This window comes from Erythrobacter cryptus DSM 12079 (assembly GCF_000422985.1).
In the GTDB taxonomy this organism is placed as follows: domain Bacteria; phylum Pseudomonadota; class Alphaproteobacteria; order Sphingomonadales; family Sphingomonadaceae; genus Erythrobacter; species Erythrobacter cryptus.
In genome coordinates this window covers 67,997-86,787 of record NZ_AUHC01000013.1, presented here as the reverse complement: position 1 = coordinate 86,787, position 18,791 = coordinate 67,997, and the positions used below count along the sequence as shown (strand labels likewise).

Annotated in this window: 22 protein-coding genes; 11 read left to right on the top strand and 11 right to left on the bottom strand. The window is 66.6% G+C overall.

Translation table 11 applies throughout. The annotated features are described in order from the left end of the window. Positions 1–41 precede the first annotated feature (41 nt). Both ubiB and G524_RS0109890 read right to left on the bottom strand, forming a co-directional pair. Entirely contained in the window at positions 42–1,589 is a 1,548-nt protein-coding gene (gene ubiB, locus G524_RS0109895) for a 2-polyprenylphenol 6-hydroxylase (RefSeq protein WP_027443572.1), read from the bottom strand. A 4-nt stretch (positions 1,590–1,593) separates the two neighbouring features. Then, positions 1,594–2,349 (bottom strand): class I SAM-dependent methyltransferase, encoded by a 756-nt coding sequence (locus G524_RS0109890; protein ID WP_027443571.1) that lies wholly within the window; start codon positions 2,347–2,349, stop codon positions 1,594–1,596. Positions 2,350–2,420: 71 nt separating this feature from the next. Here G524_RS0109890 and mutM point away from each other — a divergent pair, with 71 nt between their 5' ends. The 5 genes from mutM to G524_RS0109865 all read left to right on the top strand — a co-directional run bounded on the left by mutM (position 2,421) and on the right by G524_RS0109865 (position 6,874). Continuing rightward, positions 2,421–3,236: a bifunctional DNA-formamidopyrimidine glycosylase/DNA-(apurinic or apyrimidinic site) lyase gene (gene mutM / locus G524_RS0109885; RefSeq protein WP_027443570.1), complete on the top strand. Its 816-nt coding sequence runs from the start codon at positions 2,421–2,423 to the stop codon at positions 3,234–3,236. A gap of 149 nt (positions 3,237–3,385) precedes the next feature. Beyond that, positions 3,386–3,646, top strand: a complete 261-nt coding sequence (gene rpsT, locus G524_RS0109880) for a 30S ribosomal protein S20 (RefSeq protein ID WP_027443569.1) — start codon at positions 3,386–3,388, stop codon at positions 3,644–3,646. A gap of 534 nt (positions 3,647–4,180) precedes the next feature. After that, the gene (dnaA, locus tag G524_RS0109875; RefSeq protein WP_051221101.1) at positions 4,181–5,584 is read left to right on the top strand and encodes a chromosomal replication initiator protein DnaA; all 1,404 of its coding nucleotides are present in this window, start codon (positions 4,181–4,183) and stop codon (positions 5,582–5,584) included. Positions 5,585–5,681: 97 nt separating this feature from the next. Beyond that, positions 5,682–6,104: a DUF983 domain-containing protein gene (locus tag G524_RS0109870; RefSeq protein ID WP_036857739.1), complete on the top strand. Its 423-nt coding sequence runs from the start codon at positions 5,682–5,684 to the stop codon at positions 6,102–6,104. Continuing rightward, positions 6,101–6,874 carry a HesA/MoeB/ThiF family protein gene (locus tag G524_RS0109865; protein WP_027443566.1) on the top strand — a complete coding sequence of 258 codons (774 nt, stop codon included), beginning with the start codon at positions 6,101–6,103 and terminating at the stop codon, positions 6,872–6,874. Before G524_RS0109870 ends, G524_RS0109865 begins: the two co-directional genes overlap by 4 nt. Here G524_RS0109865 and G524_RS0109860 read toward each other — a convergent pair. Continuing rightward, positions 6,863–7,564: an NAD-dependent deacylase gene (locus G524_RS0109860; protein WP_027443565.1), complete on the bottom strand. Its 702-nt coding sequence runs from the start codon at positions 7,562–7,564 to the stop codon at positions 6,863–6,865. The two genes, G524_RS0109865 and G524_RS0109860, sit on opposite strands and share 12 nt — an antisense overlap. Before the next feature lie 35 nt (positions 7,565–7,599). Between G524_RS0109860 and dapB the strand changes: the two genes are divergently transcribed. Genes dapB through G524_RS15585 form a run of 4 tightly spaced genes read left to right on the top strand, consistent with a single transcriptional unit; the run spans position 7,600 to position 10,459 of the window. Next, entirely contained in the window at positions 7,600–8,334 is a 735-nt protein-coding gene (gene dapB / locus G524_RS0109855; RefSeq protein WP_027443564.1) for a 4-hydroxy-tetrahydrodipicolinate reductase, read from the top strand. Beyond that, complete coding sequence (locus tag G524_RS0109850; protein ID WP_027443563.1) at positions 8,331–9,302, top strand: DUF1963 domain-containing protein; 972 nt, start codon at positions 8,331–8,333, stop codon at positions 9,300–9,302. Before dapB ends, G524_RS0109850 begins: the two co-directional genes overlap by 4 nt. 10 nt (positions 9,303–9,312) lie before the next feature. Beyond that, positions 9,313–9,990 carry an endonuclease III gene (gene nth, locus G524_RS0109845; protein WP_027443562.1) on the top strand — a complete coding sequence of 226 codons (678 nt, stop codon included), beginning with the start codon at positions 9,313–9,315 and terminating at the stop codon, positions 9,988–9,990. 55 nt (positions 9,991–10,045) lie between these two features. Beyond that, positions 10,046–10,459, top strand: coding sequence for a hypothetical protein (locus G524_RS15585; RefSeq protein ID WP_036857738.1), 414 nt, complete (start codon positions 10,046–10,048; stop codon positions 10,457–10,459). A gap of 9 nt (positions 10,460–10,468) precedes the next feature. Here the strand turns inward: G524_RS15585 and G524_RS0109835 are convergent, their stop codons facing one another. Together G524_RS0109835 and dapE are read right to left on the bottom strand one after the other, a co-directional pair. Further along, the gene (locus G524_RS0109835) at positions 10,469–11,734 is read right to left on the bottom strand and encodes a dicarboxylate/amino acid:cation symporter (RefSeq protein WP_036857760.1); all 1,266 of its coding nucleotides are present in this window, start codon (positions 11,732–11,734) and stop codon (positions 10,469–10,471) included. After that, complete coding sequence (gene dapE / locus G524_RS0109830; protein WP_027443560.1) at positions 11,709–12,854, bottom strand: succinyl-diaminopimelate desuccinylase; 1,146 nt, start codon at positions 12,852–12,854, stop codon at positions 11,709–11,711. Before dapE ends, G524_RS0109835 begins: the two co-directional genes overlap by 26 nt. Before the next feature lie 29 nt (positions 12,855–12,883). Between dapE and G524_RS0109825 the strand changes: the two genes are divergently transcribed. Further along, positions 12,884–13,351, top strand: a complete 468-nt coding sequence (locus tag G524_RS0109825; protein WP_027443559.1) for a cupin domain-containing protein — start codon at positions 12,884–12,886, stop codon at positions 13,349–13,351. On the opposite strand, the gene G524_RS0109820 is transcribed toward G524_RS0109825, so the two are convergent. Both G524_RS0109820 and G524_RS0109815 read right to left on the bottom strand, forming a co-directional pair. Continuing rightward, positions 13,348–14,235, bottom strand: a complete 888-nt coding sequence (locus tag G524_RS0109820; RefSeq protein WP_036857735.1) for a S1/P1 nuclease — start codon at positions 14,233–14,235, stop codon at positions 13,348–13,350. The two genes, G524_RS0109825 and G524_RS0109820, sit on opposite strands and share 4 nt — an antisense overlap. 8 nt (positions 14,236–14,243) lie before the next feature. Beyond that, positions 14,244–14,906 (bottom strand): glutathione S-transferase family protein, encoded by a 663-nt coding sequence (locus tag G524_RS0109815; protein WP_027443557.1) that lies wholly within the window; start codon positions 14,904–14,906, stop codon positions 14,244–14,246. A 211-nt stretch (positions 14,907–15,117) separates the two neighbouring features. Between G524_RS0109815 and G524_RS0109810 the strand changes: the two genes are divergently transcribed. Then, entirely contained in the window at positions 15,118–15,537 is a 420-nt protein-coding gene (locus G524_RS0109810; RefSeq protein WP_027443556.1) for a VOC family protein, read from the top strand. 118 nt (positions 15,538–15,655) lie between these two features. On the opposite strand, the gene yihA is transcribed toward G524_RS0109810, so the two are convergent. From yihA to rnpA, 4 genes are all read right to left on the bottom strand, one after another. Next, positions 15,656–16,366 (bottom strand): ribosome biogenesis GTP-binding protein YihA/YsxC, encoded by a 711-nt coding sequence (yihA, locus tag G524_RS15580; RefSeq protein WP_036857733.1) that lies wholly within the window; start codon positions 16,364–16,366, stop codon positions 15,656–15,658. A 2-nt stretch (positions 16,367–16,368) separates the two neighbouring features. Next, the gene (gene yidC, locus G524_RS0109800; RefSeq protein ID WP_027443555.1) at positions 16,369–18,132 is read right to left on the bottom strand and encodes a membrane protein insertase YidC; all 1,764 of its coding nucleotides are present in this window, start codon (positions 18,130–18,132) and stop codon (positions 16,369–16,371) included. Positions 18,133–18,208: 76 nt separating this feature from the next. Then, positions 18,209–18,418, bottom strand: coding sequence for a membrane protein insertion efficiency factor YidD (gene yidD / locus G524_RS16610; protein ID WP_084625133.1), 210 nt, complete (start codon positions 18,416–18,418; stop codon positions 18,209–18,211). Beyond that, positions 18,415–18,783, bottom strand: a complete 369-nt coding sequence (rnpA, locus tag G524_RS0109795; protein WP_027443554.1) for a ribonuclease P protein component — start codon at positions 18,781–18,783, stop codon at positions 18,415–18,417. The genes yidD and rnpA overlap by 4 nt, the downstream gene beginning before the upstream one ends. Between the last annotated feature and the right edge of the window lie 8 nt (positions 18,784–18,791).

Genomic DNA, 18,791 nt, shown 5'->3' with positions numbered 1-18,791 from the left:
CCGCCCGAACAATACAGGAAGGCTGGCGGCCCTCATCCGATTCAGCCAAGCGCCAGCGCCGCCCATGCCGCGCCTGCGCCCAGACCCGCGGCGAGCAGATAGCCCAGCCAGCCGCTTCCCGTGCCCTGCGCGCCCAGCAGCGGGATCTCGGGCAGCGGCGGCGGCTCGGGCGCGCCGCCCTTGGGCGGGAACATCTCCTCGATGCGGCGAATGAGCCCGGGCAGGCGCAGCAGGGTTTCGGCATCCTGCTTCAGCCGATCGGCCAGCGCGGCTTCCGGCCCCAGCTCGTCGCGCAGCCAGCTGCGCACATAGGGCGCGGCGGTGTCCCACATGTTGATATCGGGATTGAGCTGGGTGGCGATGCCTTCGACCATCACCATGGTCTTTTGCAGCAGCAGCAGATGCGGCTGGGTCTGCATGTCGAAATCGCGGGTGATGGCAAACAGCCCGTCGAGCATCTGCCCGACCGAAAGCTCCTTGACCGGCTTGCCGCGCATCGGCTCGCCCACGGCGCGCAGTGCGGTGGCGAATTCACCGACCGAATGATAGCTCGGCACATATTGCGCCTCGAAATGGATCTCGGCGACGCGCTGGTAATCCCCGGTGGTCAGGCCATAAAGGATTTCGGCCAGCCACTGGCGCGCGCGCCGATCGATCCGGCCCATGATGCCAAAGTCGATCGCCACGATGGTGCCGTCGTCCTCGACGAACAGGTTGCCCTGGTGCATGTCGGCATGGAAGAACCCGGCGCTGATCGCCTGGGTGAGGAAGCTGATCACCAGCCGCTCGGCGATTGCGGGAAGATCATGCCCGCGCGCGCGCAATTCATCGATGCGGCTGATCTTGATCCCGTCGATCCATTCGATCGTCATCACCCGGCCATTGGTGCGATCCCAATCGACCGCGGGGATGCGATAGCCGGGCACGCCCGCCATCTGTTCGGCAAGCTCGCTGGCCGAGGCCGCCTCGCGCCTGAGGTCGAGCTCCGAATTGGTCCAGCGCTTGAAGTTGGCGATGGTCAGCCGCGGGCGCAGCCGCGCTGCCTCCCCTCCCATCGCCTCGAGCTGCGCGGCAGCCCATTCATAGGTGGCGATGTCGCGCGCAAACTTCTCGCGGATGCCGGGGCGCAGCACCTTGACCGCGACCTTGCGCCCATCGCTGGTGATCCCCTTGTGCACCTGCGCGATCGAGGCCGCGCCGACCGGCTCGGGCTCGATCTCGGCAAACAGGGCCTCGAGCGGCTGGCCGAAGCTCTGCTCGATCACCTTGCGGATTTCGGCAAAGGGCACGGGGGGAAGCGAATCCTGGAGCGAGAGGAGATTGCTCGCCGCTTCCTCGCCCACAAGGTCGGGGCGGGTGGCAAGGCTCTGCCCCAGCTTGATCGCCGCCGGGCCGATGGCGCGGAAGGCCCCGGCGTAATCGGGCTTGCCGCGCTTGCCGGTGAGCGTTGCCAGCCGCGCGAGGCGCACCAGCTGGCGCAGCGCGAGCGGGGCGTTGGGATCATTCTCGATCCCCACCAGCGCGCGGCGGCGCGCCAGCGTCACGCCCCAGCGCGCGAGGCGGGCAAGATGAACCGCAGCGCTCGTCACCAGATCAGATCTTCCACCCCGAATGGATCGCCACCAGCCCGCCGAGGATCGGCTCGATCCTGACGCTCGCAAAGCCCGCCTGCGCGATCATCGCGGCAAAGGCAGGCATGGGCGGGAAGCGGCGGATCGATTCGGCAAGGTAGCGATAGGATGCCGCATCGCCGGCGATCACCTGGCCCATGCGCGGCAGCACGTGCTCGGAATAAAGATCATAGGCTTGCCTCAGCCCGGCCCATTCGACGGTCGAGAACTCGAGGCAGAAGAACCGCCCGCCGGGCTTGAGCACCCGGTGCGCCTCGGCAAGCGCGCGGTCGATATGGGTGACATTCCTGATCCCGAAGGCGATGGTGTAGGCATCGAAACTGCCCGAGGCAAAGCTCGTTTCCTCGGCATTCTGCCGGGTGAAGACCAGCGTGCCTTCCTCCGGCCCCATGCCACGCGCGAGCGCGCGCTCGGCCCCGACATCGAGCATGTCCTGATTGATGTCGGCCACCGTCACATGCGCGCCGCGCGCGGCAAGGCGAAAGGCGATGTCGCCGGTGCCGCCGGCCATGTCGAGGATCTGCTCGCCCGGCTGAGGCTTGACCCGGCGCACGAACTTGTCCTTCCACAGCCGGTGCAGCCCGCCCGACATGGCATCGTTCATGATGTCATACTTGCGCGCCACGCTGGAAAACACCTCGCCCACCTTGCGGGTCTTTTCCTCAGGGGTGACCTCGCTGTAGCCGAAGGAGACGGTTTCTGGGGTGGTGTCGCTCATGCGGCGTTCCCTAGAGACAATTGCCCCTTTGGCAAAGGGTGATAGAGGGCGGGCCATGTGCGAAGTGTGCAATGCCTGAACTGCCCGAGGTCGAAACCACCGTGCGCGGCCTTGCCCGCTTCCTCGAGGGCGAGCGGATCGCGCGGGTTACCATCAACCGGCACGATCTGCGCCGTCCCTTCCCTGCCGATCTGGTGCAGGTGCTCACCGGCGCGCGGGTGATGGGCCTCGCGCGCCGCGCCAAATATGGCCTCGTCCATCTCGATCGCGCCGCCACCATGATCTTCCACCTCGGCATGAGCGGGCGCTGGCGGATCGATCCTGAGGCCCCCCATCCCCACGATCACCTGATCCTCGAGACCGCCAGCCATCGCTTTGCCCTGTGCGATCCGCGCCGATTCGGCTCGGTCGATCTGGTGGAGACGGGCGCGCTCGCGCAATGGCCGCAGTTCGTCGCGCTGGGGCCGGAACCTCTGGGGCCGGGTCTTACGCCAGCGCACCTCAAGGCGGCCTTCAAAGGCAAGAGCCAGGCGATCAAGCTCGCCCTGCTCGACCAGCGGATCGTTGCCGGGCTCGGCAATATCTATGTGTGCGAAGCGCTGTGGCGCGCGGGCATCCGCCCGACCAAGCCGGCCGGAAAGGTCACGGGCGCACAGATCGCGCGCCTGGTACCGGCCATTCAGGCGGTGCTTGAAGCGGCGATCCGCGATGGCGGCTCTACCTTGCGCGATTATGTCCGACCCGATGGCGAGCTTGGCTATTTTGCCAGCAGCTTTGATGCCTATGGCCGCGAGGGCGCGCCCTGCCGCCGCGATGACGGGGGCACCATCCGCCGGATCGTGCAGGGCGGGCGCAGCACCTGGCACTGCCCGGTGTGCCAGAAATGAGGGAATCATTGACGTTGCGCGCGCCTGCGACTATGTGCGCCGCTTTCCGGCGGGAGGCCGCGTGGCAACCCGCTGCCTTTCACTGAACGATCAAGCATTTCATCGGCCGTGCCCGGCCGCCCGAAGCAGACGCGAGACAGACACGAGACATGGCCAATACGCCGCAAGCCAAGAAGCGCATCCGCCGCAACGCGCGCCGCGCCGCGATCAACCATTCGCGCCTCAGCCGCATCCGCACCTTCATCAAGAAGGTCGAGGCGGCCTGCGAAGCGGGTGACAAGGAAGCGGCCGCCGCCGCGCTCAAGGCCGCCCAGCCCGAGATGGCGCGCGGCGTGGCGCGCGGGGTGCTGCACAAGAACACCGTGGCGCGCAAGCTCTCGCGCCTCACCCGTCGAGTCGCCACGCTCTGATCCGATTCGCCCCTGTCTGCCTGCCCCGGTTCCAGGGGTCAGCGCGCGGGCAGGTCGGCACGGCCAGACCGGCAAGGAGAACAGAGCCGCGCGCAACCCGCGCGGCTTTTGTCGTTTGCGACAAATGCGACCGGCACAATCCCCGCAAATGTCAGGATTCCCCGCGATTCGCGCGATCTTAACGGTGTTTATCCAGCTTTTTCAGTCGATTGAACGAAAGTCTGCGGGATAGAGCCGAGTCAACAGGAATATTTCACTTTTTTTAAAAGTCCGCGCTTGCGCTTCGGCCCTTTGCGTTCTTTACATGGGGTCTGCCCGGCGCCGGACAGTCCGGGCGCTTTAACAAACGAGCTGACAGGGGGGGTCCCCGGAAACTTGTTTTCCGGGGGTGGGAAAGGCTTTGCCTGTCGCAACGAGAGAGAACAACGGCGTGTTGAGCGGTCACGGCTCACGGCCACCGAGTGAATTGGGGAAGAGCTTGTGCACAGGATCGAAAAGGCAAGGACGAGCGGCCGCCAAGCCGATGAACACCTGATGGAAGATGCCGAAGCCGTTAACCTCGCCGCCGACTGGGCCGATATCAGCCAGGGGCTGCGCAAGGATCTGGGGCATCAGCTCCACAGCCAGTGGATCAAGCCGATCCAGCTCGGCACACTGAACCGCGAAACCGGTACGCTCGATCTCTACCTGCCGACCGAGTTTTCGGCCAATTGGGTGCGCGACCGCTTCCTCGACCGGCTGCAGCTGGCCTGGAAGATCGCCCGCAGCGAGGTGCGCCAGGTCAATGTCCTCGTCCACCCCGGTCGCCGCCAGATGCCCGACCTGCGCATCGATGACGGGCGCCGTCCCGCCAATGACGGGGCAAGCACGCTTGCCGTTGCCGCCGGCACGCTGAGCGATTCGGGCTTTACCTCCTCGGTCGGGCTCGATCCCTCGCTCACCTTCGCCGCCTTCGTCACCGGCGAGGCCAATATCCTCGCCTGCAATGCCGCCCAGCGCATGGCCGCGCTCGAGGCACCGCAGTTCTCGCCGCTCTATCTCAAGGCTGCCACCGGCCAGGGCAAGACCCACCTGCTCCACGCCATCGGCCATGGCTATCTGCAGGTGCACCCGCGCGCGCGGATCTTCTATTGTTCGGCCGAGCGCTTCATGGTCGAGTTCGTCCAGGCGCTGAAGACCAGCCAGACGCTCGAGTTCAAGGCGCGGCTGCGCTCCTTCGACCTGCTGCTGGTCGATGACATCCAGTTCATCATCGGCAAGGCGAGCGCGCAGGAGGAACTGCTCTACACCATCGATGCGCTGCTGGCCGAGGGCAAGCGGCTGGTGTTTGCCGCCGACCGCGCGCCCCAGGCGCTCGACGGGGTGGAGCCGCGCCTGCTCAGCCGGTTGTCGATGGGGCTGGTCGCCGATATCCAGCCCGCCGATATCGAGCTCAGGAAGAAGATCCTGCTCTCCAAGCTCACCCGCTTCGCGCCGATGGCGGTGCCCGAGGATGTGGTCGATTTCCTCGCCCGCACCATCACCCGCAACGTGCGCGAGCTGGTGGGCGGATTGAACAAGCTGATCGCCTATGCCCAGCTCACCGGGCAGGAGGTCTCGCTCCAGCTTGCCGAGGAACAGCTCACCGACATCTTGAGCGCCAACCGCCGCCGCATCACCATCGACGAGATCCAGCGCACCGTGTGCCAGTTCTACCGCATCGATCGGGCAGAAATGAGCAGCAAGCGCCGCGCCCGCGCGGTGGTGCGCCCGCGCCAGGTGGCGATGTATCTGTCCAAGGTGCTCACCCCGCGCTCCTATCCCGAGATCGGGCGCAAGTTCGGCGGGCGTGACCATTCGACCGTGATCCACGCGGTGCGGCTGATCGAGGATCTGCGCCAACGCGATGCCGACATGGACGGCGATGTGAGGAGCCTGCTGCGGCAGCTGGAAAGCTGATCGCCCCGCGGCCATCCCCAGCCTTTGCCCGGCGCTTTCGACAGGGCTTTCCACAAGCCTGTCGACAGCGCCCGCACAGGCTGTAAACAGCCTGTCCATGCCGCTTCAACGCCTTTCACCCGAACTTATAAACCTGCCCAGCGGATGGCTTGCTGCTGTGGTCAGAGGCGCAAAGTGCCGCTGCCCGCGCTGCGGCGAAGCGCCGTTGTTCCGCCAATGGCTCAAACCCGTGGATCGCTGCGGCCACTGCAAGCAGGACTGGTCGTTGCAGCAGGCCGATGATTTCCCTGCCTATATCGGCATCTTCGTGGTCGGCCACCTGCTCGCGCCGGTGGTGATTGCGATGATTTCGGGCGGGATTTCCCCATGGCTGACGCTGGCAATCATCCTGCCGGTAGCGGTCGTGCTGCTGCTTGCCATGCTCCAGCCCGTGAAGGGCGCGGTGATCGCGTTCCTGTGGTGGCATGGGATTGGCGCCTTCCGCGGGCAAGAGCGCCCTGGCGGCGAGAAGCGGCGATGACCCTTTCGCCGGCAAGGCTTGATCGCTTTGCCCGCCACATCGTGCTGCCCGAAGTGGGCGGCGCCGGGCAGGTGCGGCTGGCGCAGAGCAAGGTGGCGGTGATCGGCCTTGGCGGGATCGGCAGCCCGGCCCTGCAATATCTCGCCGCCAGCGGGATCGGGCGGCTGGCGCTGGTCGATGATGATGTGGTCGATGTCTCGAACCTCCAACGCCAGACAATCTTCACCACCCGTGATGTGGGCCATGGCAAGGCGGTCTCGGCGCGGCGCTGGCTTGCCAATTTCGACGATGCACTCAGCGTGGATGTCTCCGATGCGCGGATCACCGCCGACAATGCGCCCGCAATGATCGCTGGTGCTGATCTGGTGCTCGACGGCACCGACAATTTTGCGACGCGCCTTGCCGTCTCGGACGCCTGCGTGGCGGCCGGCATTCCGCTGATCTCGGCTGCCGTGGGCCGGTTCCAGGGGCAGGTTGGCGCCTTTGCCGGGCACCTGCCGGGCGCGGCTTGCTATCGCTGCTTCGTCGGCGATGCCTTCGATGCCGAGGACTGCGACACCTGCGCCGATGACGGGATGCTGGGCGCCATGGCTGGTTGGACCGGCACCTTTGCGGCGCTGCAGGCGATCAAGGTGCTGCTCGAGGGCGTGAGCACCTTGGGCGCGCCCGGCTGGGGCCAGCTCCACATCCTCGATGGCCTTGGCCCGGCGATGCGCACGATCCGCATCGCCAAGGACCCGGCGTGCCGGGCGTGCAGCTCAGCCGCCTAGCACCTCCTCCACCCATTCCGGCACCAGCCGGCTCGCGGCCCCGAGGCGGGTTTCGTGAAACAGGTGCGAGCCTTCCGAAGGCTCGAGATTGAGTTCAAGGCAGCGCGCGCCTGCGTCCCGCGCCTCGGCCACGAAGCCCGCGGCCGGATAAACCGCGCCCGATGTGCCGATGCTGACGAACAGATCGCACGCCGCGAGCGCCTGGTAAATCCGCCCCATCTGATAGGGCATCTCGCCAAACCACACCACATCGGGCCTCAAGGCGCGGGCCTGGCATACAGGGCAGGGAGGGCGGTCGATCATCGCCTGTTCCCAGCGGCTGCGCATCCCGCAGGCCTGGCACAGCGCGCTCTTGAGTTCGCCATGCATGTGCAGCACGCGGGCTGACCCGCCGCGTTCATGGAGGTCATCGACATTCTGCGTCACCAGCAGCAGATCGCCGGCAAATTCGCGCTCGAGCCGGGCGAGCGCCAGATGCGCCGCGTTGGGCGCGACACGGGCGAGCGCGGCACGGCGCATGTCGTAGAAATTGAGCACCAAATCGGGGTTGCGGGCAAAGCCTTCGGGAGTGGCGACATCTTCCACCCGGTGCTGTTCCCAAAGCCCGCCGGCGGCGCGGAAGGTGTCGATCCCGCTTTCCGCGGAAATCCCGGCGCCGGTGAGGATGACGATGCGCGCAATCTCTGCCATGAGGCACTCAAAGCACGAGGCAGGAAAACAAGGCAATGGCACAGCTCAAGTTCGGGGTGATCGGGCACAAGGGCCGGATGGGCCGCGCGCTCGAGGCGGCGATCAGCGAGGCAGGGCACGAGCTTGGCTTCGGAGTGGATGCCGGCGGCAGCATCGCGCCCTTTGCTGCGCAGTGTGATGTGCTGGTGGATTTCTCCGCGCCCGATGCGCTTGGCGCGAACCTCGAAGCGGCAAGGCAGGCGGGCAAGCCGATCGTGATCGGCACCACCGGGCTGGAGGAGCCGCATTTCGTCATGCTGGCCGAGGCCGCGCGCGCGGTGCCGGTGCTGCAATCGGGTAATTTTTCACTGGGCGTGACGCTGCTCGCGCATCTGGTGCACGAGGCGGCCGCGCGGCTCGGGCCGGAGTGGGACATCGAGGTGCTGGAAATGCACCACCGCATGAAGGTTGATGCCCCATCGGGCACGGCCAAGCTGCTCGGCGAGGCAGCCGCCAAGGGGCGCGGAATCGCGCTTGCCGACAACATGGAAAGCGGCCGCCACGGCCTGACTGGCGCGCGCCGCGAAGGCGCGATCGGCTTTGCCACGCTGCGCGGCGGCACGGTGGCGGGCGAACATGCGGTGATCTTTGCCGGGCCGGAAGAACGCCTTACCCTTGCCCATTCGGCCGAAAACCGGATGATCTTCGCCCGCGGCGCGGTGAAGGCGGCGGCCTGGATCATCGGCAAGCCAGCGGGGCGCTATACCATGCACGACGTGCTGGGGCTGTGACCGACGGCCCGGACTGGGTGGGGGTGCTGTTCGCCTCCGCCTTCATGGCGGCGGTGATCCTGCCGTTCTTCTGGCGCGAAATCCGCGATGCTTACCGGTGGTGGAAAGCACGCCCGCAGCGCGCAGCGCATGTCCGGAAGTGGCGCGAGGACTTTGCTGCCGCCAACCCTGAAGGCCCACCGATCACGCCCGAGGAACACGCCGCCTTTCGTGCCTGGCTCAAGGATCAGGCGCGCGCGGCGGCGCGGTTGACGCCGCAGCCCGGCTCGGCCGAACCGGACGGCTGCCGCCTCGGCGGACCGGTATGGCTGGCCCAAGGGCAGGAATGGCCGCTCTCGCCGCGGGGCCAGCCGATGCTGTTCCTCGCTCAGATCGACTTTGCCACAATGCCCCCGCTCCCCGGCTTTCAGTGCGAGGGCGTGGTGCAGTCGTTTCTGCCGACTGATGATGACCTGTTCGGGATGCACCCCGATGATCCAGGGCTTGGCGTGGGCGCGATCACGGTTCTGGCGCGCGCAAACGGCGCAGGGGCGGTGCGGCATGAGAACCTCCCCGATTTCGACTGGGCGAGGCAATCCTCGCCCTTCCGCCGTGACGCGGATCGCCTTGATGGTGTGGTGCTCACCCCCACCCCCTTCACCGCCCAGATCGACAGCAACCAGTGGCAGGCCGAGGCGCGGCTCGAAGGCCATCTGCGCCGTGAAGGTGCAGAAAGGTGGGAAGATGCGCTCGAGGCCGGTTTCTCCCCGGATCGGCACGCCCATCACGTGGGCGGCTATCCCGTCTTCTCGCAATATGATTTCCGCGCGCCCGGCAAGCATGACGATTTCGATACCTGTCTGCTCCACCTCACCTCGGACGATCACGTGCAATGGAGCGATGTGGGCGATGTCAACATCATGATCCGCTCCGCCGATCTTGCCCGCGGTGACTTTTCACGCGTGATTTTGTGGTGGGATTGCTCGTAAGACAGGGGCGATGAACAAGGCCCAGATCTTCGAGTTCTTCCGCCGCCTCGCCGAGGACGATCCTGCGCCGCGAACCGAGCTGGAATATGGCAATGCCTATCAGTTGCTGGTGGCTGTGGTGCTTTCCGCGCAGGCGACCGATGTGGGCGTCAACAAGGCCACCCGCGCCCTGTTTGCCAAGGTCAAGACGCCGCAGGAGATGCTCGATCTGGGCGAAGAAGGCCTCAAGGAGCACATCAAGACCATCGGCCTGTTCAATTCCAAGGCCAAAAACGTGATCGCGCTTTCGCAGATCCTCGTCGATGAACACGGCGGCAAGGTGCCGGACAATCGCGAGGCGCTGGTCAGGCTCCCCGGCGTGGGGCGCAAGACCGCCAACGTGGTGCTCAATTGCTGGTTCGGGCAGGAGACCTTCGCGGTCGACACCCACATCTTTAGGGTCGGCAACCGCACCGGCCTTGCCAAGGGCAAGACCCCCGAGGCGGTCGAGGCGAAGCTCGAGAAGCGCGTGCCCCAGCCCTTTCGCCTGCACGCGCATCACTGGCTGATCCTGCACGGGCGCTATGTCTGCAAGGCGCGCAGCCCCGAATGCTGGCGCTGCAAGGTGGCTGACCTGTGCCGCTTCAAGGCCAAGGTGAACGAGCCGCCTGCCGGGCGCCGCGCAGGTGCTGCAACGAACGCAGATTAAGCTGCGGTTCAACCATCAGGGCGTTAAGTTTGACCGCCATAATCGGAGATGCATCATGCTCCTGCGCACGCCTGCTGTTCTCGCCCTGCCGCTTCTTGTCGCCGCCTGCGCCCCCGCGGAAGGCCCGGGTGCGACCGATCCGACCGCCGTCGTCCCCGCAGTCAAGGTGCTGGGGCCAGGGCAGAGCTGCATCTTTCGCGATCAGGTGCGCCAGACCATCGTGCGCTCGTCCCAGGTGATCGATTTTGAAATGAACAGCGGCAAGGTGTTCCGCAACACCCTTGCCAGCCCCTGCCCCGGGCTGAACTTTGATCGGGCGATCACCTACGAAACCTCGATCAATCAGCTGTGCCGCCCGGAAATCATCTATTCGCTCCAGCGGATCGGCAACACCTTGCAACGCGGCGCGGGTTGCAGCCTCGGCGATTTCGTGCCGGTTGAATATGTGAAGAAGGCTAAGGCGAAGTAGCAGGCCCGATCACACGTCGTCGGCGCTCGCCAGCTCGGCCTTGTCGAGCTCACCCGTCATGCTCGCCACCGTCACCGCCACTGCGGCATCGCCGGTGATGTTGGTGGTGGTGCGCATCATGTCCATGATGCGATCAACCCCGGCAACAAAGGCAATTGTCTCCAGCGGCACGTTGACCGCGCTGAACACCAGCGCCATCATGATGAGGCCTGCACCGGGAATGCCAGCCGCCCCCACCGCCCCTAGCGTGCCGAGCAGCGCGATCATGCCATAATCGCCCCAGGATAGGCTGACGCCGAACACCTGCGCGCCGAACAGCGTGGCAAGGCCCAGATACATCGCCGTGCCGTTCATGTTGATGGTGGCGCCAAGGCTGATGATGAAGCTGGCGACCGAATTGGAAACGCCAAGATTGCGCTCGGCACAGCGCAGGGTGACAGGCAGAGTGGCGTTGGAACTGGCGGTGGAATAGCTCACCGCCATGGCATCCACCATGCCGCGGAAGAAACCGATCACCGGCACCCGGGCGATGAGTTTCAGCATCCCGCCATAGATCGCGGCGATGATGATGAGGCAGCCAAGGTAATTGAGGAAAACCAGCTTGCCCAGCGCCGCGAGCGCATCGAGCCCGAGCGTGCCCGCCACCCAGGCCATCAGCGCAAAGACGCCGAAGGGGGTCAATTCCATCACCACCGCGGTGACCTTCTGCATCACCACGCTGCCGCTTTCGAACACGCCGAGCACGGGCGCGCCTTCCTCGCGCGCCATCAGGATCCCCACCCCGATCAGCAGCGAAAAGACGATCAGCGGCAGCACGTTGACATCGGCCATCACCTTGACCGGGCTTTGCGGGATCATGCCGAGCACCATCTCGCGCCAGGTCAGCGGGCTGGCCTCGGGCGGGGTGCCGAGCGTGATCGCTGCGGTATCCACGCCCTCGCCCGGAGTCAGCCAGGTGCCAAGGCCCAGCCCCAGCCACACCGCGAGCTGGCCGGTCACCACGAACAGCAGCATCGCCCGCCAGCCGACCGAGCCGAGCTTGCGCAGATCGCCGATGCTGGCAACGCCTGCCACCAGGCTGAAGAAGATCAGTGGCACCACCAGCATCTTGATGAAGGCGACAAAGACATCGCCGATGATCTTGATGCTCTCGGCCCCCGGCCCCCACAGCCAGCCGGTGAGAATGCCGAGCACCAGCGCGCCGATCACGCGCTGCCACAGGGGGATGGCAAACCAGGTCTTCAACGGCCTATCCTTCTTCAAGCGCCAGGGCATCGCGGGCGATGCGGGCATAGATGCGGGCGAGCACGGCAAGATCGGGGATCGCCACCGCCTCGTCACGCTTGTGCATGGTGGCATTGGTGAGACCGAATTCGATCACCGGGCACAGCGCGCGCAGGAAGCGCGCATCCGAAGTGCCGCCGCTGGTGGAAAGTTCGGGCGTGGTCCCGGTCTCGGCCTCGATCGCCTCGCTTACGAGGCGCGAAAAGGCGCCGGGCGCGGTGAGGAAGGGCTCGCCCGAGATCACCGCCCGCGCCGTGCCGCCGTGCCTTGCGGCGATCGCGGCGACCCTTTCGGACAGGCTCTTGCCGCTGTGCAGATCGTTGAAGCGGATCGAGATGCGCGCCTCGCCCCTTGCCGGGATCACGTTGTGCGCGCGGTTGCCGACATTGATGTCGGTAATCTCGAGATTGGAAGGCTGGAACCATTCGGTGCCGCTATCGAGCACCAGCGCATCAAGCTCGGCCAGCATCGCCACCAGTCTGGGCAGCGGATTGTCGGCAAGGTGCGGATAGGCGACGTGGCCCTGCGTGCCTTCGACCGTGAGGAAGATGTTGACCGAGCCGCGCCGCCCGATCTTGACCATGTCACCGAGGCGGTGGACGCTGGTTGGCTCGCCCACCAGGCACAGATCGGGCCTTATCCCTTGGGCCGCGAGGTGATCGATCAGCGCGCGGGTGCCGTGGAGCGCCGGGCCTTCTTCATCGCCGGTGATGAGAAAGCTGATGGTGCCGGCCGCTTGCGGCACCTCGGCCACAGCGGCGACCATCGCCGCGATCGCGCCCTTCATGTCCACCGCCCCGCGCCCGTGGAGCAGCTCGCCGCGCACTTGCGGCGCGAAGGGATCGCTCGCCCAGCCCTCGCCCGGGGGCACCACATCGAGGTGGCCGGCAAAGGCAAAGTGCCGGCTTCCCGGCGGGCCGGGGCGGATGGCAAAGAGGTTCTCGACCGGAGCCTCGTCCGAGCCCTGCGGCCCCGCGCCGCGGGTGAAGCGGTGGACGGCAAAGCCGAGCGGGGCGAGCATCGCCTCGAGCACGTCGAAGACGATGCCGCTTGCCGGCGTCACCGAAGGCGCGGCGATCAGGCGCTTGGCAAGGTCGAGAACATCGCTCATGCGCGATCGCCTAGCAGGAGTTGCCGACAATGCCCAAGCTCGATCTTGCCGCCATCCCCCAGACCAACGCCACGGGCTATCCGCAGCCCTTCGATGCGCTGGTGGAAGGGCGCTGGTATCGCCGCCTTGCCCCTGTGGCGGGGTTGACGCTGATGGGGGCGAGCCACGTGACCCTCGCGCCGGGTGGCTATTCCTCCCAGCGCCACTGGCATCGCGGGCAGGACGAGCTGGTGGTGATGCTTGCCGGCGAGGCGGTGCTGATCGACGATCACGGCGAAACCCCGGTGGCTGCGGGCGATGTGCTGGCCTTCCCGGCGGGCGAGGCGAATGGTCACCATCTCCACAACCGTTCCGAAGCTCCTTGCGTCTTCGTGGCCATCAGCGCCGGGGACAAGGCCACAGACAGCGGGGAATATCCCGATATCGACCTGGTGTTCGATGCCCAGGGCTATGCGAGGAAGGACGGGACCCGCTACGACGCGCAGCGCGCCCCCTAGCCTCCGGGGCGGCGCGGGGCATCGGGCACCAGCGGGCCGGGGGCAAAGGCGCTGGTGAGCATCTCGGCGATCCTGAGGCCCGCCTGCACCACCCGGCGCCGCGCAATCGGCACCGCACGCACGATATCCTCCTGGCTGAGCGCGGTCTCCAGCGGAAGCGGGGCGGCGCAAACATCCTCGCTGTCGAAGGCGGTGGGATAGACGAAGCTGCGGGCGATCTGCCAGCTTTCCCGCCCCCACTCATCGGGGGTGCCACCGGCAAGCTCGGCGCGCTCGGCAGGGGTGTAGCGCCGCACCACCGGATCGGTGGGATCGCTGATCGCCCGCTCGGCGAGCGGCCCGTCCCAGATCGCATGAAGGTTGTATCCGGGGCGGATGCCGTAATCGGCCTTGCGGTCATTGCCGCCGCGGTCCTCGTGATCGCCCGAATGGAGCGGCATGTGCACATCGCCGATGAAGTGCACGAGGAAGGCGAGCGCCTCGAGCCGGATCACCGGGGAAAGCCGCTCATCGGCCAGCAGGCGATGCGCGCGGGCGATCTGCGCGGTGACGCAATTGCCCCCGGCGCAATTGGCGCGCGGATCGAAGGCCGCACAGATCGGCGCGGTGCGATAGTGCCAGGCCGCGGTAAAGCCCCAGCGCCAGCCCTCGCCCCGCACGCAATCGGGCCACACCGCCGCATCGGCGAGCGTGGCGAGCGGGCAATCGGGCGTGCCGAGGCTGCGGGCATGGCGCAGCAGCGCGCGCACCTCGGCCCGCACCCGGGGCGAGACATTGGCCTCGGCGATCGCCGCCGTCTGGCGATGGGCATAAAATCCCCAGGCGCTGGCCGGGGCAGGAAGCAGCGCCAGCAGCGTGGCAAGGCCCCCAAGCAGCGTGCGCATGGGCCTGCTCAGCCCGCCAGTTCGTATTGTTCGATCACCCATTCCTCTTCCTCGGCAGCGCGGTTCCAGTGCTGCATCCATTCGTGTTCCCAGATCGCCTCCATATAGGCCTGGGCAAAGCCGGGCACGGCGATGCCATAGGTGACAAACCGCGTCACCACCGGGGCATAGAAGATATCCGCCGCCCCAAAGGTTCCGAACAGGTAAGGCCCGCCGCTGCCATGGCGCGCGCGCGCCTCGGCCCACAGCGTGAGGATGCGCACGATATCCTGCCGGGTCTGATCGGAAAGGCCGGGCAGGGCGATGCGGCGACGGATATTCATTGGCAATTCGCGGCGCAGCGCCTGATAGCCCGAATGCATCTCGGCCACCATCGCGCGGGCCATGCCGCGGGCGGCCTCCGCGCGCGGCCAGAAGCGTTCGCGCCCGACCTTGTCGGCAAGATATTCGAGGATCGCCAGGCTGTCCCACACCACGGTCTCGCCATCCCACAGGATCGGCACCTTGCCGCTCGACGGCTGGACCTCGCCCATGTCCTGCTTGATGCGGTCCCACTCCTCGCCCATGATCGGCACGGTGAGTTCCTCGAACGAGAGGCCCGATTGCTTGGCCGCAAGCCAGCCGCGCAGCGACCAGCTCGAATAGTTCTTGTTGCCGATGATCAGTTTCATGGGGCCGCCTGCTCCACCTTGCCGGGCCGGTTTTGCGCTCCCCTAGCTGTTCATCCCGGCAGTGTCGATGCTGAACGGCAAGGGCAGCGCCGGGCGGTTCGCGCTGACCCTCTCTTGCCGAGGCGCACAGGCCGGAAACGCGGCGAGCCAGCCGCGGGGAGGGGCGCAAAAGGGCTTTGTCGCGCGGGGCCGCGCGGGTTATGGGCCGGCCATGTCGCTGCCGCCCTTTCACCTCGCCTTTCCCGTCGATGATCTCGAAGCTGCGCGCGCCTTTTACGGCGGGGTGATGGGCTGCGCCGAGGGGCGCTCGTCGGCCGAGTGGGTCGATTTCGATTTCCACGGCCACCAGATCGTGGCCCATCTCGCGCCGGGAAAGGCCGGTGACAGGGCGAGCAACCATGTCGATGGCCACGGCGTGCCGGTGCCTCATTTCGGCCTGGTGCTGTCGATGGAGGCGTGGGAAGCGCTGGCCGCGCGGCTCAAGGCGGCAGGGGTGGCCTTCGTGATCGAGCCGACCATCCGCTTCAAGGGGGAGGTGGGCGAACAGGCCACCATGTTCCTGCGCGATCCTTCGGGCAATGCGCTGGAATTCAAGGCCTTTGCCGATCCAGCACAGCTCTTTGCCCGTTGATTGCAGGGCGCCCGGCGCGATGCCGTGCGATGGCCTCTTGCGCGCCAGTCTAACGGTAGGCTCCCGTTAAAGCTGAAAGTCTGTAGCTGCGCTTTCCATTTGAACGCAGCGGCCATGGCTACGGCGCTTTGACCTGAGGCGCCCAATCCTCGCCCAGCGCGTCGGCCACCACTGCCGCGCGCAAGCGGGCAATGCCCATGCCCTTCTCGCTGCTGGTCAGGTGAAGCTCGGGATGGGCAGCGACATGGCGGCGCAGTTCGGCGGCGGTGCGCTCGGCCACAGCGGCAAGGGCGCTCGCAGAAATCTTGTCGGTCTTGGTCAGCACCACGCGATAGCCGACCGCCGCCTCGTCGAGCATCTTCATCATCGCCCGGTCGGAATCCTTGAGGCCATGGCGGCTGTCGACCAGAAGCAGCGTGCGCGCCAGCACCGGGCGTCCGCGCAGGTAGTCGCGCACCAGCGTCTTCCACTGTTCGACCAGCTTGACCGGGGCCTTGGCAAAGCCATAGCCCGGCATGTCCACCAGCCGGAACAGCGGCTGCGCGCCTTCGGCCTCGGCGCGGCCGACATCGAAGAAGTTGAGTTCCTGCGTGCGCCCCGGTGTGACCGAGGCGCGCGCGATCGCCTTCCGCCCGGTGAGCGCGTTGAGCAGCGAGGACTTGCCCACGTTCGAGCGCCCGCAAAAGGCGATCTCGGGGACATTGGGATCGGGCAGGAACGCCAGCTTCGGCGCCGAGCGCAGGAAGGCGACCGGACCGGAAAACAGCCGGGAAGCCGCCTCCTCGCGGGCCTTGCGGGCGGCCTCGTCCGCCTCGGCTTGCCCTGTCACCGTCAGCGTCCGGCCTTGCCCCCGCCCTTGGCCGCCGCTGCGGCATTGGCGGCCTTGAGCTGCGGGTGGCGCGAATAGAGGTAGCTCTGCTGCGCCAGGGTGAGAATGTTCGAAGTCACCCAGTAAAGCAACAGGCCCGCGGCAAAGGGCGCCATCACGAACATCAGCACCCAGGGCATGATCGCGAACATCTGCTGCTGCACCGGATCGACCGCCGCCGGATTGAGCTTGAAGGTCAGCCACATGGTGATGCCCAACAGCAGTGCCAGCGGACCGATGGCAAGGAAGCCCGGCACATCATAGGGCAAGAGGCCAAAGAGGTTGAGGATATGCGCCGGATCGGGGGCGGAAAGATCGCGAATCCAGCCGAAGAAGGGCTGGTGGCGCATCTCGATCGCCAGCACCAGCACCTTGTAGAGCGCGAAGAACACCGGGATCTGGATCAGCATCGGCAGGCAGCCCGAAAGCGGATTGACCCCTTCGTCCTTGTAGAGCTTCATCATCTCCTGCTGGAGCCGCGGCTTGTCATCCTTGAAGCGCTCCTGCAGCTCCTGCATCCGCGGCTGGATCGCCTTCATCGCCGCCATCGAGGCAAAGCCCTTCTGCGCGATCGGGAACACGGCCGCGCGGATAATCACGGTGAGCAGGATGATCGCCACGCCGAAATTGCCAACCAGGCTGTTGAGCGAGAGCAGCAGCCACAGGATCGGCTTTTCCAGGATCTCGAACCAGCCCCAGCTGATCGCCTTGCCGAAATAGGTGATGCCTGAATCCTCGTAGCGGTCGAGCGTGGCGCTCTCCTTGGCCCCGGCATAGAGGCGGGTCTGGGTTTCGCTGGTGCCCCCGGGGGGCAAGGTGACGGCATTATAGAGCAGATCGGCGCGGAACAGATCGCCGCCAAGCGCGCGGAAGCCCGCCTCGGCCACCTTGGGTGCGGTGCGCCCGCCGCCGGGCACGAGGGCCACTAGCCAATATTGATCGACAAAGCCCAGCCAGGCCGGATCGCCCGCCGGCCGCTCGGCCCCGATCTCGGCAAGTTCGGCATAGGAATGGGGATCCCACAGCGTGCCCCCGAACACCCCGACGGGGCCGGAATGGGTGACGAACTGGTCGATCGAGGCATTGGCGCTGGTGCGCTTGATGAGCGCAAAGGGCTGGATGATCGCCGCTGCCGCGCCGCCGTTGCCGGCGGACTGGGTGGCGGTGATCATGTAATCCTTGTCCACCGCAAGGCGCACCCGATAGGTGATCCCGGCCGCATCGGTGCGGGTCAGCGTCACCGGGGTTTCCGGCGTAAGCCGCGTGCCATCGGCCTGCCACAAGGCGTTGGCGGGTTGCCGCACCCCGCCGGTGATGAAACCGAACTCGGCAAAATATTGCCCCGGCGTGCCCTCGGGCGCGAGCAGGCGCACCGGGCCCGAATCCTTCTTCACCGTCTCGCGATAGTCCTTGAGCACGATGTCATCGATCCGCGCGCCGACGAGGTTGATCGAACCGGCAATCCGCGGGGTGTCGATGGCAATGCGGTTGGGGCTGGCGAGCGCCGCCTTGAGATCGACCTTGCGCTGGCCCTGTGCCTCGTTGCCCAGATCGCCGCTTGGTGCCGTGGCTGCGGCCGCGCCTGCGGGCTTGGCGGCGGGGCTGGCGGGCGCCTCGGCCGGGGCGGTCACCGCCGCTTCGGGGTAGAAATAGCGCATCGCCGCATCCCAGCCGAGGATGAGCAGGCCCGAGAGCACGACAGCGAGCAGGAGATTGCGGTTGTCCAAGCGAAGACCCTGATGAAGATGCGTGGCAGGATGGGTGGCGGTGTTGTATGGCGATAAGGCGGCTTGTGTTCCAGCCCTAGGGCACCGGATCGTGCCCGTGCCCGCCCCAGGGGTGGCAGCGCATTAGCCGCTTCAGCGCCATCCATCCACCCCTCAAGGCGCCGTGGCGGGTGATCGCCTCGATCGCATATTGGCTGCACGAGGGCGTATAGCGGCACGAGGGCGGCAGGAGCCGGGAGGGGCCAAGCTGCCAGGCCCGGGCAATAAGGATCAGGAGCTGCTTCATCGCCGCGGCTCGTGGCGGCGCTGCCCACGCCGATCGCTGCCTCCGGCGCGCGCGCGCGTCAGCGCATCGGCCAGTTCGCGCGCCATCAGGTGGAAATCGCGCTCGATCCCGCCCGCGCGGCCGATCAGCACGTGATCGTGATCGGGCAGACCCAGGCTCGGCAGCGCGGCGCGCAGCAATTCGCGAAAGCGCCGTTTCATCCGGTTGCGCACCACGGCCTTGCCGATCTTGCGGGTGACAGTGATGCCATAGCGGATGCCCTTGCCGCCATTGGGCCGGGTGAGCAGCACGAAACCGGGCTTGGCCTGGCGCGCGCCGCTGTTGGCGCTGAGGAAGTCGGCACGCTTGGTGAGAACCGCGATCACCGGATCGG

Excerpts from the sequence above, each read along its gene's own strand:
- G524_RS0109890 (WP_027443571.1), bottom strand. The coding sequence starts at position 2,349 with ATGAGCGACACCACCCCAGAAACCGTCTCCTTCGGCTACAGCGAGGTC.
- mutM (WP_027443570.1), top strand. The coding sequence starts at position 2,421 with ATGCCTGAACTGCCCGAGGTCGAAACCACCGTGCGCGGCCTTGCCCGC.
- rpsT (WP_027443569.1), top strand. The coding sequence starts at position 3,386 with ATGGCCAATACGCCGCAAGCCAAGAAGCGCATCCGCCGCAACGCGCGC.
- dnaA (WP_051221101.1), top strand. The coding sequence starts at position 4,181 with ATGGAAGATGCCGAAGCCGTTAACCTCGCCGCCGACTGGGCCGATATC.
- G524_RS0109870 (WP_036857739.1), top strand. The coding sequence starts at position 5,682 with ATGCCGCTTCAACGCCTTTCACCCGAACTTATAAACCTGCCCAGCGGA.
- G524_RS0109865 (WP_027443566.1), top strand. The coding sequence starts at position 6,101 with ATGACCCTTTCGCCGGCAAGGCTTGATCGCTTTGCCCGCCACATCGTG.
- G524_RS0109860 (WP_027443565.1), bottom strand. The coding sequence starts at position 7,564 with ATGGCAGAGATTGCGCGCATCGTCATCCTCACCGGCGCCGGGATTTCC.
- dapB (WP_027443564.1), top strand. The coding sequence starts at position 7,600 with ATGGCACAGCTCAAGTTCGGGGTGATCGGGCACAAGGGCCGGATGGGC.
- nth (WP_027443562.1), top strand. The coding sequence starts at position 9,313 with ATGAACAAGGCCCAGATCTTCGAGTTCTTCCGCCGCCTCGCCGAGGAC.
- G524_RS15585 (WP_036857738.1), top strand. The coding sequence starts at position 10,046 with ATGCTCCTGCGCACGCCTGCTGTTCTCGCCCTGCCGCTTCTTGTCGCC.
- G524_RS0109835 (WP_036857760.1), bottom strand. The coding sequence starts at position 11,734 with ATGCCCTGGCGCTTGAAGAAGGATAGGCCGTTGAAGACCTGGTTTGCC.
- dapE (WP_027443560.1), bottom strand. The coding sequence starts at position 12,854 with ATGAGCGATGTTCTCGACCTTGCCAAGCGCCTGATCGCCGCGCCTTCG.
- G524_RS0109825 (WP_027443559.1), top strand. The coding sequence starts at position 12,884 with ATGCCCAAGCTCGATCTTGCCGCCATCCCCCAGACCAACGCCACGGGC.
- G524_RS0109820 (WP_036857735.1), bottom strand. The coding sequence starts at position 14,235 with ATGCGCACGCTGCTTGGGGGCCTTGCCACGCTGCTGGCGCTGCTTCCT.
- G524_RS0109815 (WP_027443557.1), bottom strand. The coding sequence starts at position 14,906 with ATGAAACTGATCATCGGCAACAAGAACTATTCGAGCTGGTCGCTGCGC.
- G524_RS0109810 (WP_027443556.1), top strand. The coding sequence starts at position 15,118 with ATGTCGCTGCCGCCCTTTCACCTCGCCTTTCCCGTCGATGATCTCGAA.
- yidD (WP_084625133.1), bottom strand. The coding sequence starts at position 18,418 with ATGAAGCAGCTCCTGATCCTTATTGCCCGGGCCTGGCAGCTTGGCCCC.